Origin of the sequence: Microbacterium sp. NPDC091382, from assembly GCF_044757025.1 — a bacterium.
Taxonomy (GTDB): domain Bacteria; phylum Actinomycetota; class Actinomycetes; order Actinomycetales; family Microbacteriaceae; genus Microbacterium.
Genome location: NZ_JBIVUD010000003.1, coordinates 441,490 through 454,524, shown reverse-complemented (window position 1 = coordinate 454,524; position 13,035 = coordinate 441,490). Strand labels below are relative to the sequence as shown.

At 71.3% G+C, this 13,035-nt stretch carries 12 protein-coding genes and 1 tRNA gene; 7 read left to right on the top strand and 6 right to left on the bottom strand.

What is annotated here, in order from left to right:
* The gene (locus ACIQLK_RS13730) at nt 1-1,158 is read left to right on the top strand and encodes an MFS transporter (protein ID WP_400365440.1); all 1,158 of its coding nucleotides are present in this window, start codon (nt 1-3) and stop codon (nt 1,156-1,158) included.
* Between the two features lie 4 nt (nt 1,159-1,162).
* Here ACIQLK_RS13730 and ACIQLK_RS13725 read toward each other — a convergent pair whose 3' ends face one another.
* On the bottom strand, nt 1,163-1,798 hold the full coding sequence (locus tag ACIQLK_RS13725; RefSeq protein WP_400365438.1) for a TetR/AcrR family transcriptional regulator: 636 nt from the start codon (nt 1,796-1,798) through the stop codon (nt 1,163-1,165).
* Nucleotides 1,799-1,844: 46 nt separating this feature from the next.
* Here ACIQLK_RS13725 and ACIQLK_RS13720 point away from each other — a divergent pair, with 46 nt between their 5' ends.
* Genes ACIQLK_RS13720 through ACIQLK_RS13710 form a run of 3 tightly spaced genes read left to right on the top strand, consistent with a single transcriptional unit; the run spans nt 1,845 to nt 4,887 of the window.
* A complete protein-coding gene (locus ACIQLK_RS13720) occupies nt 1,845-2,519 on the top strand; it encodes a class II aldolase/adducin family protein (protein ID WP_400365436.1) in 675 nt (224 codons plus the stop codon).
* Nucleotides 2,516-3,328: an aminoglycoside phosphotransferase family protein gene (locus tag ACIQLK_RS13715; RefSeq protein ID WP_400365434.1), complete on the top strand. Its 813-nt coding sequence runs from the start codon at nt 2,516-2,518 to the stop codon at nt 3,326-3,328. The genes ACIQLK_RS13720 and ACIQLK_RS13715 overlap by 4 nt, the downstream gene beginning before the upstream one ends.
* Nucleotides 3,325-4,887, top strand: coding sequence for an FAD-dependent oxidoreductase (locus ACIQLK_RS13710; RefSeq protein ID WP_400365432.1), 1,563 nt, complete (start codon nt 3,325-3,327; stop codon nt 4,885-4,887). The genes ACIQLK_RS13715 and ACIQLK_RS13710 overlap by 4 nt, the downstream gene beginning before the upstream one ends.
* 35 nt (nt 4,888-4,922) lie before the next feature.
* On the opposite strand, the gene ACIQLK_RS13705 is transcribed toward ACIQLK_RS13710, so the two are convergent.
* The 4 genes from ACIQLK_RS13705 to galU all read right to left on the bottom strand — a co-directional run bounded on the left by ACIQLK_RS13705 (nt 4,923) and on the right by galU (nt 7,642).
* Nucleotides 4,923-4,998, bottom strand: a tRNA-Ala gene (locus tag ACIQLK_RS13705).
* Nucleotides 4,999-5,052: 54 nt separating this feature from the next.
* The gene (locus ACIQLK_RS13700) at nt 5,053-6,048 is read right to left on the bottom strand and encodes a large exoprotein (protein ID WP_400365430.1); all 996 of its coding nucleotides are present in this window, start codon (nt 6,046-6,048) and stop codon (nt 5,053-5,055) included.
* Between the two features lie 72 nt (nt 6,049-6,120).
* Nucleotides 6,121-6,741 (bottom strand): GNAT family N-acetyltransferase, encoded by a 621-nt coding sequence (locus ACIQLK_RS13695; RefSeq protein ID WP_400365594.1) that lies wholly within the window; start codon nt 6,739-6,741, stop codon nt 6,121-6,123.
* Between the two features lie 22 nt (nt 6,742-6,763).
* Nucleotides 6,764-7,642 carry a UTP--glucose-1-phosphate uridylyltransferase GalU gene (galU, locus tag ACIQLK_RS13690; RefSeq protein WP_400365428.1) on the bottom strand — a complete coding sequence of 293 codons (879 nt, stop codon included), beginning with the start codon at nt 7,640-7,642 and terminating at the stop codon, nt 6,764-6,766.
* 76 nt (nt 7,643-7,718) lie between these two features.
* Between galU and ACIQLK_RS13685 the strand changes: the two genes are divergently transcribed.
* Genes ACIQLK_RS13685 through mscL form a run of 3 tightly spaced genes read left to right on the top strand, consistent with a single transcriptional unit; the run spans nt 7,719 to nt 9,094 of the window.
* Entirely contained in the window at nt 7,719-8,309 is a 591-nt protein-coding gene (locus tag ACIQLK_RS13685) for a 5-formyltetrahydrofolate cyclo-ligase (RefSeq protein ID WP_400365426.1), read from the top strand.
* A gap of 14 nt (nt 8,310-8,323) precedes the next feature.
* Nucleotides 8,324-8,596 (top strand): FmdB family zinc ribbon protein, encoded by a 273-nt coding sequence (locus ACIQLK_RS13680; protein ID WP_400365425.1) that lies wholly within the window; start codon nt 8,324-8,326, stop codon nt 8,594-8,596.
* Nucleotides 8,597-8,632: 36 nt separating this feature from the next.
* Nucleotides 8,633-9,094, top strand: a complete 462-nt coding sequence (mscL, locus tag ACIQLK_RS13675; protein ID WP_400365423.1) for a large conductance mechanosensitive channel protein MscL — start codon at nt 8,633-8,635, stop codon at nt 9,092-9,094.
* A 170-nt stretch (nt 9,095-9,264) separates the two neighbouring features.
* On the opposite strand, the gene ACIQLK_RS13670 is transcribed toward mscL, so the two are convergent.
* A complete protein-coding gene (locus ACIQLK_RS13670) occupies nt 9,265-12,957 on the bottom strand; it encodes an AAA family ATPase (RefSeq protein WP_400365593.1) in 3,693 nt (1,230 codons plus the stop codon).
* Nucleotides 12,958-13,035: the final 78 nt, after the last annotated feature.

Below are 13,035 nucleotides of genomic sequence, written 5' to 3'. Positions count from 1 at the left end.
GTGACCGGCACGACGGCACCGGCCACGACGACCTCCCGCACCGTCGTCGCGACGGCGGCCGTCTACGGCCTGCAGGGGCTCGGCTACGCCGTCATCGTGACGGCGCTCCCCGCATTCCAGGAGCGCACGGGACTCGACTCGACCGGGATCGCCGCGATCCTCCTGGGCGTCTGCGTCACTGCGGCGCTCGGGTCACTCGCCGCCGACGCGATCGCGCGACGCGCGAGCAGCCGCCACGGCGTCATCGCGGGCCTGTCGCTGCAGGCGGCGGGACTGCTCGCGACGGCGTTCTCGCCGGGAACGGCCGTGCTCGCGGCATCGGTCCTGCTCTACGGGCTGGGGCTCGGGCTGATCGACGCATCGTCGAACATGCAGGGCGTCCTCGCGCAGCGCGGGCGCCCGACGCCGCTGCTCGGCCGGTTCTTCGCGACGTTGACGGCGGGCTCCATCGTCGGCGCCCTGGGCATGGCGGGCGTCTTGGCCGCCGGTGCCCCCGCATTCACTGCACTCGTCGCCGCCGCAGTCCTTCAGATCGTCTTCGTCCTGAGCGGCGCGCGTCTGCTGAGCCGCGAGAGGGCGGCGCGGAACGCCGAGTGGAGCGGGCCGCGGGGTCCGCGGCTCGACGGGCGCGCGATCACGGTCGTCGGGTTGGTGATCCTCGCCGCCTACACCGTGGACTCGGCGGTCAGCTCGTGGGGCTCGATCCACCTCGAGTCGATCGGCGCGGCCGTCGCGCTCGCCCCCGTCGGGCTGGCCGCCTACCAGGGCGGCGTGCTCGTCGCGAGGATGGTGACGGATGCCGTCGTCCGCCGCATCGGCAGGGCGCGACTGCTCGCGATCGGCCTCGTCCTCGGCGTCGCAGGTGCGCTCGTCGTGGCGGCGGTGCCGTCCCCGGTCGTCACGATCGGCGCTTTCGCGGTGAGCGGCCTCGCCGTCGGCGCGCTGGTGCCCATCGCGTTCGGGCTCGCCGGCTCGATCGACCCGACGCGCAGCGACGAGGTCATCGCGCGGGTCAACCTCTTCAACTACGCCGGCGCGGTCCTCGGAGCGGTCGGCGTCGGTGTGCTCACCGACGTGACAGGATCGGGGCTCGCGTTCCTCCTGCCCGCGCTGCTCCTCGTCGCGGCCGTGCCCGCGTGGCGACGGACGGCGGACTGACCCCTCACGCTCCCAGCGAGGCGCGCAGCGCGCGCTCGAGTTCGGCCAGGAGGTGGGCGCGCTCCGGCTCGGGCGACGCGAACGCATCGTGCAGGACGGCGTCCGCCGATGCGAACGCGACGCGGGCCACGGCGGTGCCGCGCTCATCGTCCATGCCGTCGAGGACGCCCGCCTCGCGCATCAGGGTGTGGACCCGCTCCGCCATCGCGCGCTTGTGACGGCGACGCGCGGCATCCGCTTCGGCAGAGATCGCCACGGTGCCGAGCGACCGTGCCGACTGCTCGTCCTGGTAGACGGCGGCGACGGCGCGAAGGACGCTCCCCACGGGATCCTCGCCTCGCGGGTGCGTGCGCAGGCGCTCGATCGCGTCGTCGAGCAGTCGTTCGAGTCGCGCGTGGTAACGCGCCACGATGGCTGCGAGGATCGCCTCGCGGTCGGGCAGGTACTGGTAGAGCGCCCCGACGCTGACGCCCGCCTCCGACGCGACGCGCGGCAGCGTGATGACGTCGACGCCCTCGCGCACGACGAGGTCCTCGGCTGCGGCGATCGCCTGCGCGAGCTTCTGCCGCGACCGCTGCTGCGTCGGGGTGCGGCGCAGGCCGAGTGCGGTCCAGTCCTGGAGGGCGTCGTCGGTGTCCATGAAATCAAACTTGACTTTGGTTGGGGGTGGCGGCAACGTTAGCAGCATGACGACGACGTCGCACCATCACGAGCTCCGGGCGTCTGTGGCCGCGGCATCCCGCACTCTCGCCGGTCACGGTCTGCTCATCGGCACCGCCGGAAATGTCAGCGCCCGTGCAGGCGATGTCGTGGCGGTGACGGCGACGGGCGTCGTGCTGGGCGAGGCGACCGCCGACGACGTGACCGTGGTCGGCCTCGACGGCGCCGTGATCGAGGGCGATCTCGCTCCGACGTCCGAACTGGCGTTGCACCTCGGGGTGCTGCGCTCCGCGCCGCCTGAGAAGGTCTCGGCGGTGGTCCACACGCATGCACCGAACGCGACCGCGCTCTCCCTGGTCCTCGACGAGCTCCCGGTCGTCCACTACCAGCAGCTCGTGCTGGGCGGATCGCTCCGTGTGGCGACGTTCCACGCCTTCGGGACGCCCGAGCTCGCCGCCGCCGTCGGCGACGCCCTCGAGGGCCGACTCGCCGCACTCATGGCCAACCACGGCACGGTCGCGCTCGGGCCCGATCTGCAGACGGCCGTCGAGCATGCGCTGCTGGTCGAATGGCTCGCCGAGCTCTATCTGCGGGCCGCGAGCGTCAGGACCCCGCGGGCGCTCGACCCGGCCCAGCAGCAGGACGTGGTCGCGCACGCCATGCGCCTCGGGTACGGGGCGACGAAGCCGGTGTCGGCGTGACCGCGATCGGCGAGCTCGTCGCACACGGTCGCTCTGCTGACGTCCACTCGCTGACGACGGCGACGGTCGTCAAGGTCTTCCACGACGACTGGCCGGACGAGGCGATCGACCGCGAGGTCGAGGACGCGACCGCCGCCTTCGATCTCGGTCTCACCCCGATTCGCTGCCACGGGCGGACGGATGCCGACGGCCACCGCGCCGTGATCTTCGACCGGATCGACGGGGTCGCACTGACGACGGTGGCCGAGAAGAATCCGCTGCGCATGGGGCGCGTGGCCCGGGCGCTGGCGCAGGAGCATGCACGCGTGCATCGCGTCCCGAGCGACCGCTTCCCCGACGTGCGCGACGTCGCCGCCGACCTCGTCGGGACCGCGCCGTTCGCCGCGCTCACCTCCCGTGAGCGCGGAGCGCTGCTCGATCACCTGGCGTCGCTCCCCGGCGGCGACAGCGTGCTGCACCTCGACTTCCACCCGATGAACGTGTTCCGCCATGGCGGCGGCATCGCGACGATCGACTGGCAGTCGACGGCATGCGGTGACCCGGCCGCCGACGTGGCGATGACACGGCTGCTGTTCACCGAGGCCGAGCTGTTCCCGGGCGCGACGAAGGCGCAGCTGCTCGTCTACGGGGCGGCGCGCGGCGCGATGGGCCGCAGGTATCTGACGGAGTATCTGCGGGTGACCGGCGTGACGCCGGCGCGGCTCGACCAATGGGCGACAGCGGCGCGGGTGCTGCGGCTCGGGATGCTCGACATCCCCAGCGAGCGCGAGCGGCTGATCCGCGGCATCCGATCGGGGCTCGTCCGATGACCACGACCGTCCGGCGATCCCTGCCCGCCGACGGCGAGACCGTCGACGTCCTCGTCGTCGGCGGCGGCATCACGGGCGCCGCGATCGCGTACGAGGCGGCGAGCCGGGGGTTGTCGGTCGCGCTCATCGAGAAGGGCGACTTCGGCGCGGCGACCTCGGCCGCGACCGGCAAGCTGATCCACGGCGGTCTGAGGTACCTCAAGAACCTCGAGGTCGGTCTCGTCCGAGAGTCTCTCGCCGAGCGGCGGACCCTGTCGCGCATCGCACCGGGACTCGTCTCCCCCATCGCAATGGTGCTGCCCGACCCCGGACTCATCGAGCATGTGGGGCTCACGGCGTACGACGTGCTGTCGTTCGACCGCAACCGCGTACCGGCGAGCCACCGTATCCCCCGGCATCGGAATCTCAGCCGCGAGGAGCTGCGGCTGCGCGGGCTCGGGCACCTTCAGCGGGGCATCCTCTTCCACGACGCGATGATGCTCTCGCCCGAACGGTTGACGTTCGCCTTCGTCCGATCCGCCGTCGCGCACGGCGCCCGGGTGGCGAACCACGTCCGGGCCGACGGGCTGATGTCCGCCGCGGGCAGGGTTCGCGGCGCGCGCCTGACCGACCTCGTCGCAGGCACCGAACACGAGATCCGAGCACGCGTCACCGTCAACGCGAGCGGGCCGTGGGCGTACGACGTGCTCGCGGCCGGAGGGTCGTTCCACCGCGCCGCCGGTCCTCGCCCAGCGGTCAGGTCCGAGGGCATCTACCTGATCACGAAGCCGATCACCGAGACGATGGTGCTCACGGTGTCGTCCGGTGGTCACTTCAGCTTCGCCCCGTGGCGCGGTCGGACGCTGATCGGTCCCACCGAGACGCCCTACACGGGCGAGGTCTCGGACTGGCGGCTGACTCGGGAGTCGATCGAACGCTTCCTCGACGAGATCAACGCCGCGGGGCGCCTGCCGATGGACCTGGCCATGTCGGACGTCGTCGCGGCGTACGGAGGCCTGCGTCCCCTGACCGAGACGAGCGGCACCGACACCTACCGGGCGTCGCGCGCATCGGAGCTCGTCGACCACGCGAAGGACGGAGTCCCCGGCATCGTCACCGCGACCGGAGGCAAGTACACGACCGCACGGGCGTTCGCCGAGAGGATCGTCCCCGCGCTCGCCCGTTCCATCGGCCGTAGCGCCGCGCCGAGCCGCACCGCCGACGTGCCCCTCGACGGCGCCGACCTCGCCGACACGGCGACGACCGATCTGATCGAGCGCCTGTACGGATCGGATGCCGCTGCCCTCCGCGCCGTGGCGTCAGAGTCCGAGGTCCTGTCGACGCCTGCGACCGACGACGGCGAGCTGCTCGCAGGTGTCGCCTTCGCGGCGCGTCACGAGGCCGCCGTCCACCTCACCGACATGCTCTTGAACCGCACCGGCATCGGACGCCGGGGCGACCCCGGCGAGGACGTGCTGTCGGCGGCGGCCGACGTCGCGGGCACGGAACTCGACTGGTCGCCCGAGCGGCGAGCCGCGGAACTCGACGCCGCCCGCCACGCCGTCGCACTTCCCCGGTGACAGCGAAAGACCCCCGCGAGCGGGGGTCTTTCCGGTGGTGGACCTGAGGGGATTCGAACCCCTGACCTCTTCATTGCGAACGAAGCGCGCTACCAACTGCGCCACAGGCCCGGAAGCCTCAACATTACCACGACCGACAGGGCCGCTCGAACGCGAGGCGGGCGTCTACTGCCCCGATGCGCGACGTGCGAGAAGGTCCCGCACGTGCGCCTCGATGCGCTCGTCATCGGCCGGCCCGGCGAAGGCGACCTCGGCGGCACGCGTGCGCCGCGCGGTGTCGATCGACGGCGGTGCGGCCTGCGCGACCCGCTCCCGGAGCGCCTCTTCGACGGCGGCCTGGCGCAGCGCATCGCGTGCGTCCGACGCGTCGAGCACGGCTGCGGCGCGCGACCCCGCCGACGCGGTCAGAGGGCGCGGGAGCGTGCGGGGAGTCCATTCGACGCGGTCCGATTCCAGCGCCACGTCCTGCAGCGCGGCGGCCTCGCGGACGATCTCGACCTCGACGAAACGGGATGCCGCGCGTCGCGCGACCGTGTTCATGCGGCCGAGCACGAGCATGCTCGAGACCACTCCCGCGCCCCCGACGGCGAGCAGGGTCCAGTCGGCGTCGACAGCACCGAGGTAGGCACCGAAGACGGCGGCGCCGAAGGCCATCGCGCCGACGATGGAAGCGGTCAGACGCACCCGGCGACGCGCTCGCGCGCGCCGGACGGCGGGAGTGGCCCGGGCCGCAACGGCCTCGGCGATCGCACGTTCCCGGGCCGAAGCGGCATCCGCTCGGGCCTTCTCTCGCTGGGCGGCGGCGTCCGCGGCAGCGCGACGTCGCTCCGCCTTCGCGAGTTCGCGGTCGACGGCGGCCTGCGCCTTCGCGGCGGCGAGTTCGGCGCGTGCGGCCTCGAGGCCGACGCTCTCCTTCTCCGCCTGCACACGGCGGGCGAGCTTCTGCTGGGCGAGGGCCGTGCGGGCGTTCAGCTCGAGGCGGACCTCCCCAGGGGTCTCGCTGGTCTCGGCGAGCACGCGGAGCGCCTGATTCAGGCGCACGGCGTTGCGCTCGGCAGCCTGATACTGATGCCGGCTGTGCCACGACGGCAGGAGGTACACCAGCCACAAGAGGACGGCGACGAGCACGATCACCCCGCCACCCATCACCTGCTCACCCATGTCGCTCACCGTATGTTCCCGGAGCGGTGAGAACCGGCATCCGGCGGGCGTGTCTGAACTTCTGGTTGAGGGTTAACGGTCCGCGGGTGGGATGGATGCCGCGTCCGCCGGCGCGCGCCCCGCCAACCAGCGGTTCAACACGCCCTCTCGGACCTCGTCGCGGACGAGTGCGAATGCGTAGTGGTCGCGCCATTCACCGTCGATGTGGATGTACCGACGGCGCAGCCCCTCGTACCTGAAGCCGAGCTTCTCGACGACCCGCAGGCTCTTCGCGTTCTCGGGTCGGATGCAGATCTCCATGCGGTGCAGGCGCAGCTCCTCGAAGCAGACATCCGTCGCGAGCGCAACCGAGGTCGGCGTGATGCCGCGGCCCGCGAACCGTTCGCTGACCCAGTAGCCGATGGTTGCGGACGACAGCGAGCCGCGGGCGATCCCCCAGACGTTGAGCTGGCCCGTCACTTCGCCCTCGTACTCCATGACGAAGGGCACGCCGGACCCGTCGCGGTACTGCTGCAGCAGCCGGCGCACGCCGCTGCGCATGTCGAGCGAGACCGGACCGTCGGGGCTCGTGGCCTCCCACTGCCGCAGCCACGACCGGTTCTGTTCGAGCTCGGTCTGCAGCGTCTTCGCGTCACGGGGACGCACGAGCCGGATCGAGATCGGACCGTGCGCGCGCACGACCGGCCCGTCCATGCTCATCAGCGACCCGCCGGGCTCACAGGCCCGAGGCGAAGTCCTTCAGCCACGGGCGAAGCTCCGCCCCCAGGTCGTCGCGGTCGACGGCGAGCTGCACGATGGCCTTGATGTAGTCCGCGCGGTCGCCCGTGTCGTAACGTCGACCGCGGAAGACGACGCCGAGGACGCCCTCGGTCGATGCGAGCTCCTCGAGGGCGTCGGTCAGCTGGATCTCGCCGCCCTTGCCCGGCTCGGTGCGCTCGAGGATGTCGAAGACTCCCGGAGTCAGGACGTAGCGGCCGATGATGGCGTAGTTGGAGGGTGCGTCCTCCTTCTTCGGCTTCTCGACGAGGCCCGTCACCTTGACGACGTCCGGCTCGTCGGTCTCCTCGACGGCTGCCGCGCCGTACATGTGGATCTGGTCCGGCGAGACCTCCATGAGTGCGATGACCGTGAGGCCCGTCTTCTTGTTCTGCTCGAGCATCTTCTCGAGCAGGACGTCGCGTGCGTCGATCAGGTCGTCGCCGAGGAGCACCGCGAAGGTGCTGTCACCGACGTGCGAGCGCGCGCGGAGGACGGCGTGCCCGAGGCCCTTCGGCTCACCCTGGCGGACGAAGTGGATGTCGGCCATGTCCGACGAGTCCTGCACCCGCTTGAGCTTCTCGTGGTCGCCCTTCTTGGAGAGGTTGGACTCGAGCTCGGGCACGGAATCGAAGTGGTTGGAGATGTTGTTCTTATTGCGCCCCAGGATGATGAGGACGTCATCGATGCCTGCCGAGACCGCCTCCTCGACCACGTACTGGATGGCCGGCTTGTCGACGACCGGCAGCATCTCCTTCGGCATGGCCTTGGTGGCGGGAAGAAAGCGAGTCCCGAGCCCTGCGGCGGGGATGACGGCCTTGATGCGCTCAGCAGACATGCCCCTCACCCTACAGATCCGGGGAGCGCGCGGAGGACACATCTGGGCGGCGGGCGTGTCCCTTTAGAATCGGACCATGACGGGCCCGTTGGACACCGAGAAGCGCGCCCTGCGCGCCGAGCTCCGCGAGCGCCGCCAGCAGCGCTCCGCCGCCGCCCTCGACGAGGCGGCCGCCGGTGTCCGCGCTCAGCTCGATGCCCTCGTCGCCGACCACCACGTCCGATCGATGTCCTGCTTCCTCTCCACCCCGACCGAGCCCGGCACGCGCGACTTCATCGCCGCGGCCGTGGCCCGCGGCATCCGTGTCCTCCTCCCTGTGACGCGCGCGGACGGACTGCTCGATTGGGCGGTCGCCGAAGAAGAGGGCGCCACCGCCGAGGGCATGTTCGGACTCCCCGAACCCGTCGGGGAACTGCTGAGCCCCGACGCCGTCAATGACGTCGACCTGCTCGTCATCCCCGCGGCCGCCGTCGATCGCCACGGCATGCGCCTCGGCTGGGGACGCGGCTACTTCGACAAGACCATCGGGTCGATGGAGAAGTGCCCGCCCGTCTACGCGGTCATCTTCGACTCCGAGCTCGTCGACGACGTCCCCCGCGATGTCCACGACCAGCCCGTCTCGGGTGTCGTCACCCCCACCCGCACCGTTCTGCTTCCCACCCGCTGATCCACCGAGGTCCCATGCCCACCTATGCCTATGCCTGCACCGCGTGCGGCCATCGCTTCGACGCCGTCCAGTCCTTCTCCGACGCCGCCCTCACCGAGTGCCCCGAATGCGGCGGCCCGCTCCGCAAGCAGTACGGCTCGATCGGGGTGACCTTCAACGGCTCGGGCTTCTACCGCACCGACTCACGTTCGTCGAGCGGTGCGAAGACCTCTGGCGAGAGCTCCGCTTCTTCGGCATCATCGACCTCATCCGGAGCGTCCGCTTCACCCGCCCCCGCGGGTTCGTAACACCCGGCCCCAGCGCCGGCGGAGGAAGGAGCAGCCATGATCAAAGGCTTCAAAGACTTCATCATGCGCGGCAATGTGATCGAGCTGGCCGTCGCGGTCGTCATCGGGTCGGCGTTCACCGCGCTCGTCACCGCAATCGTCGAAAGCGTCATCAACCCGATCATCGCCCTGTTCTACAAGCCGGACGGGCTCGGCAACTTTGGGCCGACGCTGACCGGCATCTACGGGCAGAAGGTTCCGTTCCCATTGGGCGCGCTGCTGACCGCGATCATCAGCTTCTTCGCGGTCGCCCTCGTCGTCTACCTCGTGTTCGTCCTTCCGATGAACAAGTGGAAGGAACGGCAGGCGGCGCGCGCCGGAGTCACGGAGGAGCCCGAGGCGAAGCTCCCCACCGAGGCCGAGCTCCTCGTTCAGATCCGGGACCTGCTCGAGCAGCAGCGCAGCGCGCCCGCACCTGCCACGCGACGGTCGGCCGAGCCGCCGTCGCCGTCGATCTGACGCGTCAGTAGTGCGGCGGGACGTCGTTCCGCAAGCGGTCGTCGTTCGGGCCGGATGCCGAGGGTTTCCCCGCATCCGGCCCGTTCGACGTGTCAGGGGTCGTGTCCGTCCCGGGTGCGGGCGTCAGCTTCGCCCGCCGGGAGCCCGGGACCCGCTCGACGCGCTGACGCTCAGTCGACATCGATCGGCTGGGTGGAACCTGGGGCCGACGGCGTCTCGGGCTGCACGCCGATGACACCCGCGACCCGCAGGGCGACGGCGGCCGGGTCGTTGTAGACGTCGAACGCGTGGACGCGGACGTAGTGCCAGCCCAGGCGGCGGAGGAGCTGCGGGCGGCGACGGAGCGTCTCTCGGAGGCTGTCGTGGCCGCCATCACCGTCGAGATCCGCGACCACGGCCTTGCCCTTGTACTGAGCGACGAGCGGCAGCTGACCCCCGCGGTAGTGGACGTCGACCGAGACGCCGAGGCTGCGGAGGTGCTGAGCGAGCGTGAGCGTGAGTGGGTCGGCGAGGTCTTCGAGGCGCGCGTCGCGGCCGCGAGCGGCGATGCGGCCGAGGATCGACATGAGGGTCGCGGCACCGTGCGTGAGCCGCCCCTCGTCGAAGGCCGACGGGCGGATCGACGACACGATGACCATGGAGCGGCGGGCGCGGGTCATACCGACGGTGAGCAGACGCTCGCCGTCCGGAGTCGACAAATCCCCGAAGTCGCTGAGGACGCGGCCGTGCTTGGTCAGCCCGAAGCCGAGGGAGAAGATGACGCGGTCGCGGCTTTCAGCCACCGACTCCTCGAGGCCGAGCACGGCGAACGGCTCCGCGGTCTCGCGTCCCACGAAGTCGGCGACGTCGGAGCGGCCCGCGAACGCGCTCGCAACCGCGGCGCGGATGCGGTCGGCGTGGCGCGACGAGGCGGTGACGACCATGAGGGACTCGGCCGGACGATTGATCGCGTGCTCGACGACGAGGGTCACGACGCGGGCGACCTCGGCGTCGGGGCTCTCGACCGCTCCCGTGTCGGGATCGGGTGCCCCCGTGCCGCCTTCGACGTAGTCGACGCTGAGGCTGCCGCGGCCGAGGTACGAACCCGCCCACGGCAGCGAGCTGATCGCTCCCCCGTAGAAGGCGTCGTTGACGAGCTCGGCGAGGTCCTCGCCGCCCGCGCGGTAGCTGCGGGTCAGGGTCTCGACAGGGATCAGCTCGCTGAGCCGGTCGAACACGCTCGTGTCGTCGAAGGGGACCTCGGGCGCCTCGGGCTCTTCCCCGCGTCCCGACCAGAGCCGGAACGGCGTCGGTTTCTGCGTGACGGGGTCGCCGAAGACGACGACCTGGCGGGCGCGGCGGAGCGCAGGCGTCGCCTCGGCCAGGCACAGGGCCGCGGCATCCGCGATGATGACGACGTCGAAATCAGGGTGATCCGGAACGCTCGGCACCTCGTACGGCGATGCGAGCCAGACGGGGGCCAGCACGCGCATGAGTGTGGGAGCCGAGGCGACGAGCTCGGCGGCCGAGGCGGTCCCACCGCGCAGGACCGACTTGAGGGACGCCGCTTCGCGGGGCTCGTCGACGATCGCGATCCGCCAGCGCTTCGCGAGCTCCGACGAGAGCAGGGGTCCGGCCGACGAGGCGTGCGCTTCGTCGACGAGACGGAAGTCGCGCTCGAGGCGGTCGAGCACCGTCGTGTTCGCCCCGAGCAGGGCCCGATCGGACCGCAGCATCGCCTCGAGCGCCGAACGCCACCACGCGTACTCGAACTCGCTCGCGACCTCGGACTCGGGAACATGGCGCGTCGAGAGCTCCATGAGGAGCGGCTCGAGCCCCAACTGGGCGAGTTCGCTGCGAAGGGCGGCACGTTCGACGAGGTTGTCGAAGACGTCGGATGCCGCGGCCAGCCCGGCGAGCGTGCGGAGCAGCTGCGGAACCGGGAGCGACGCCAGGCCGTCGGTCCGGCCGAGTGCCGTGTCGAGCTCGCCCAGATCCGCATTCGCCCGCTGCCACGCGGCGGCGACGTCGTCGAGCCCGATGGGGATCTCGGGCGTGACGCCCGCGTCGACGAGTTGCTGCCACGATGCGCGCTGCTGCTGCACCCGGAGCAGGGCCTCGTGCATGTCGGTGACGTGCATCCCGGGGCGCACGTACTCCTTCGACAGCCGCCGCAGCCGCCGCCGGTTCGCGGGGGTCATCTGCGCCGAATCCCGACGCGACGAATGAGCCGCGATCAGATCGGTCAGCGGCCGCTCGAAGATCGTGGGACTGAAGCGGTCGAGCGAGGCGCGGATCCCCTGCAGCAGCTGGATGTAGGAGCCCATCTCGGCGATCGAGGTGAACGGGCGCATCCTGGTCTGACCGATGAGCTCGTACCCGCGCTCGAGGAGCCCCGGCACCTCGGTGCGGTGCAGACGCCCCGCCAGGGAGTGCGCGGCGCGAGCCTCGTCCGTCGTCGTGAACGCCACGCCGTACCAGGGCGAGTCGTCCGGGCCGATGCGGAATTCGCCGAGACGAGCGGATGCCGCGAGGGCCTCTGCGGCTTCGACGCGGCGGGTCGCGAGTCGCTGAACCGTGGTCAGGTCGAACCGCGTCGTCGCGGTCGGCTGCGGCTCGTTCTCGGCGATACGGGTGAGCTCGCGGAGCGCTTCGAGGGGCGAGACCCCGACCGAGGCGTGCCGCTGGGTGAGGGCGGCGCGGTAGTCGCGGAGCACGGTGCGCAGCCGCACGAGCGCATCGTCGACCTCGGCGACCTTGGGCTGCTCGGCCTTCTCGTTCCGGCCGATCGCCCGGATGAGATCACGGTGCAGGCGGGTCGGCGAGACGGCGAGGCCCGGGAGCCCGATGCCCGCCAGACGGTGCCGCACGCCGTCGAGCGTCGAACGGCGGGCACTGACGACGAGGACGCGCTTACCCGAGCGCACGAGTTCACCGACCGCGTTGATCACCGTCTGCGTGCCGCCCGTACCGGGCAGCGTGTGGACGGCGAGCGACTGACCCTCGGTGATCCGGGCGAGCACAGCCTCCTGCTCCGCATCCGCGTCGAGCAGAAGCCGATCCGCAGCCGGAGTGCGGTCGTCGGGGCCGACGGCGGCGGGCTGCGGTCGCACGAAGGAGAGGCGCTCGCGGTCGGCCGGGTGCCCGGCGAGCGCGTTGAGGACGGGGTGGTCGAGGTCGACGGCATCCCGTTCCATGTCGGACGCCACGTCGGCGAAGGTGGAGACCACCAGGCGCGGCAGCACGGTGAAGGTCTGCACGTGCGCCGTCAGGGCACGCAGCCGATCGATGACCGGCTGCGGCTGGAAGACGCCGCCGTCGTAGGCGAGAGCCGCCAGGCCGTCGCCGTCGATGTCGACGCCGAAATGGATGCGAGCGGCCGTCACGAGCTCGGGATTGATGCGGAACGTCCCGTGGAGCCGGAGGTCGAAGTCCGTGTGGTGCCGCCGGATCGAGAGGGGACGCAGCAGGACCGGGGCGGTGCAGCTGACACCGCCGATACGCCAGGACGCCATGCCGATGGCGAGGTGGACGGTGTCGAGCCCGCGCGCCGTGCGGAGCTCGACGTCCTTGGCCGTGATGCGTTCGGCGGCCAGTCGCGCGGTGCGCAGGGCGACCTCGTCGCGGAACATGTTCGACAGCAGGGTCGGGCGTCCGGTGATGAACTGCGGCAGGCTTCCCGGGTGCGCCTTGGTGATGTCGATGCCGGCGTCGCCGTCGTCGCGGTAGTGCAGCAGTGTCGAGGCGCCGCCGAGCTGCGCCGCTTCTTCTCGGAGCCGCTTCCGCTCGGGGACCGCGGCGTGCATGACGAGGACCTCGGGGTCGGACAGGGTCACGTCCGCCGGGGTCACCGCGTGTGCCTGCTCGGTCGTCTCGCCGCGCACAGCACCGCTCTCTGCTCGCCACACACGAGAAACATTAGGCGCGTCGGGCTGGGAAATCGGGATCGACGGCCGAGTTTC

Coding starts and splice junctions, on each gene's coding strand:
- ACIQLK_RS13725 (WP_400365438.1), bottom strand. CDS start 1,798: ATGGACACCGACGACGCCCTCCAGGACTGGACCGCACTCGGCCTGCGC.
- ACIQLK_RS13720 (WP_400365436.1), top strand. CDS start 1,845: ATGACGACGACGTCGCACCATCACGAGCTCCGGGCGTCTGTGGCCGCG.
- ACIQLK_RS13710 (WP_400365432.1), top strand. CDS start 3,325: ATGACCACGACCGTCCGGCGATCCCTGCCCGCCGACGGCGAGACCGTC.
- ACIQLK_RS13700 (WP_400365430.1), bottom strand. CDS start 6,048: ATGGGTGAGCAGGTGATGGGTGGCGGGGTGATCGTGCTCGTCGCCGTC.
- ACIQLK_RS13695 (WP_400365594.1), bottom strand. CDS start 6,741: ATGGACGGGCCGGTCGTGCGCGCGCACGGTCCGATCTCGATCCGGCTC.
- galU (WP_400365428.1), bottom strand. CDS start 7,642: ATGTCTGCTGAGCGCATCAAGGCCGTCATCCCCGCCGCAGGGCTCGGG.
- ACIQLK_RS13685 (WP_400365426.1), top strand. CDS start 7,719: ATGACGGGCCCGTTGGACACCGAGAAGCGCGCCCTGCGCGCCGAGCTC.
- ACIQLK_RS13680 (WP_400365425.1), top strand. CDS start 8,324: ATGCCCACCTATGCCTATGCCTGCACCGCGTGCGGCCATCGCTTCGAC.
- mscL (WP_400365423.1), top strand. CDS start 8,633: ATGATCAAAGGCTTCAAAGACTTCATCATGCGCGGCAATGTGATCGAG.